This is a genomic window from Micromonospora sp. NPDC049799 (assembly GCF_040656655.1).
GTDB lineage: Bacteria > Actinomycetota > Actinomycetes > Mycobacteriales > Micromonosporaceae > Micromonospora.
This window is the reverse complement of sequence record NZ_JBFAMU010000786.1, coordinates 1-1,644: the sequence shown is the minus strand read 5'-3', so window position 1 is coordinate 1,644 and position 1,644 is coordinate 1. Positions and strand designations below refer to the sequence as shown.

1 protein-coding gene and 1 pseudogene are annotated in these 1,644 nt (G+C 73.7%); one reads left to right on the top strand and one right to left on the bottom strand.

Annotated elements, in window-relative coordinates:
• Window positions 1-20 precede the first annotated feature (20 nt).
• Window positions 21-1,145: a glycine cleavage system aminomethyltransferase GcvT gene (gene gcvT, locus AB0I76_RS29455; RefSeq protein WP_357042275.1), complete on the bottom strand. Its 1,125-nt coding sequence runs from the start codon at window positions 1,143-1,145 to the stop codon at window positions 21-23.
• Window positions 1,146-1,305: 160 nt separating this feature from the next.
• Between gcvT and AB0I76_RS29450 the strand changes: the two are divergent.
• Window positions 1,306-1,644, top strand: a pseudogene (locus tag AB0I76_RS29450) (leucyl aminopeptidase); the annotation flags it as partial.

The window sequence follows — 1,644 nt, the reverse complement described above, 5'->3', positions numbered from 1 at the left end:
ACCGGGGGGACCGGGGGGGGTTACTTCACCGAGGGGTTTACGAAGGGGGGGCGGGTTAGGCGCATGGGGGCGCGGCGGCCGCGGATGTCGACCTGGAGCTCGGTGCCGTCGGGGAGGTCCGGGGCGGTGTCGACGAGGGCTAGGGCGATGCCCTGCTTTCTCGTCGGGCTGAAGGTGCCGCTGGTGACCGTGCCGACCCGGGTGTCCCCGTCGAAGACGGCCATGCCGGGGCGCGGGATGGCCCGATCGACCGCCTCCAGGCCGCGGAGCGTACGCCGGGGGCCGGCGGCCTTCTCGGCGAGCAGCGCGTCGCGGCCCCAGAAGGCCGGCTTGTCCCAGCCGACGGCCCAGCCCGAGCGGGCCTGCACCGGGGTGATGTCCAGCGACAGGTCCTGCCCGTGCAGCGGGTATCCCATCTCGGTGCGCAGCGTGTCCCGGGCGGCCAGACCGCAGGCGCGCAGGTCGAAGCCGGCGGCGAACAGCGCGTCCCACACACCCACGGCGTGCTCGGCCGCCACCACCAGCTCGTACCCCAGCTCGCCGGTGTAGCCGGTGCGGCAGACGGTCAGCTCCGCGCCGGCCACCGTCCCGGTGGAGAAGCTCATGTACCCGTGCTCGGTCGGCAGGCCCAGGGCGCCGAGCAGGTCCGCCGAGCGGGGTCCCTGCACGGCGAGGACGGCGTACGCCTCGTGCTCGTCGGTGACGGTGACCGACGGCGGCGCGGCGGCGCGCAGCCGACGCACGACCTCGGCGGTGTTCGCGGCGTTCGGGATGAGGAAGACGTGGTCCTCGGCGTGCAGGTAGGCGATGATGTCGTCCACCACGCCGCCGGTGGCGTCGTCGCAGCAGAGGGTGTACTGCGCCCGGCCCGGCCCGATCCGGCGCAGGTCGTTGCTGAGGCAGGCGTTGACGAACTCCGCCGCGCCCGGCCCGGACACCCGTGCCTTGCCGAGGTGGGAGACGTCGAAGACACCCACGCCGGTCCGCACCGCGGTGTGCTCCTTGAGCACTCCGCCGCCGGCGTACTCCAGGGGCATCTCCCAGCCACCGAACGGGGCGAACTTGGCGCCGGCGGCGGTGTGCCGCTCGTGCAGCGGGGATCGGCGCAGCCGGGTCGCGGCGGCGTCGGTGGTCACGTCGGTCATGGGTGGCAACTTACCGGGACCTGAACGGCTGGTTAGCATCGGCGGGACCCGCCGAAGAAGTCGGCGGGACAGCCAGACGTCCGGCAGGTACCGTCCGCCGGAGACCTTCACCGCCGGTACGCGACGACGCGACCGGCCCGGCCCGCCCGGAGTAGCTTCAGTGACATCGCCCAGCACCACCCTGAGCCTGGTCGACAGCGACCCCGCCGAGCTCGCCGTCGACGCCATCGTGATCGGCGTGCACAGCCAGACCGGAGAGCAGGACGCCACCAGCGGCCTCGCCGGGACCCTTCTGCTGGCCAGCGGCGCGGAGAGCATCGCCGCCGCCTTCGACGGCCGGCTGACCGAGACGCTGGCGCTGCTCGGCGCGACCGGCGGCCCCGGCGAGGTGATCAAGCTCGCGGCGCCGGCTCCCGCCGGTGGTGTTGAAGACCCTGATCGTGGTCTTCGGCACGGTCATCGGCCTCTACCTCCTGTGGCGCGCCCTCCGCTGACTCCC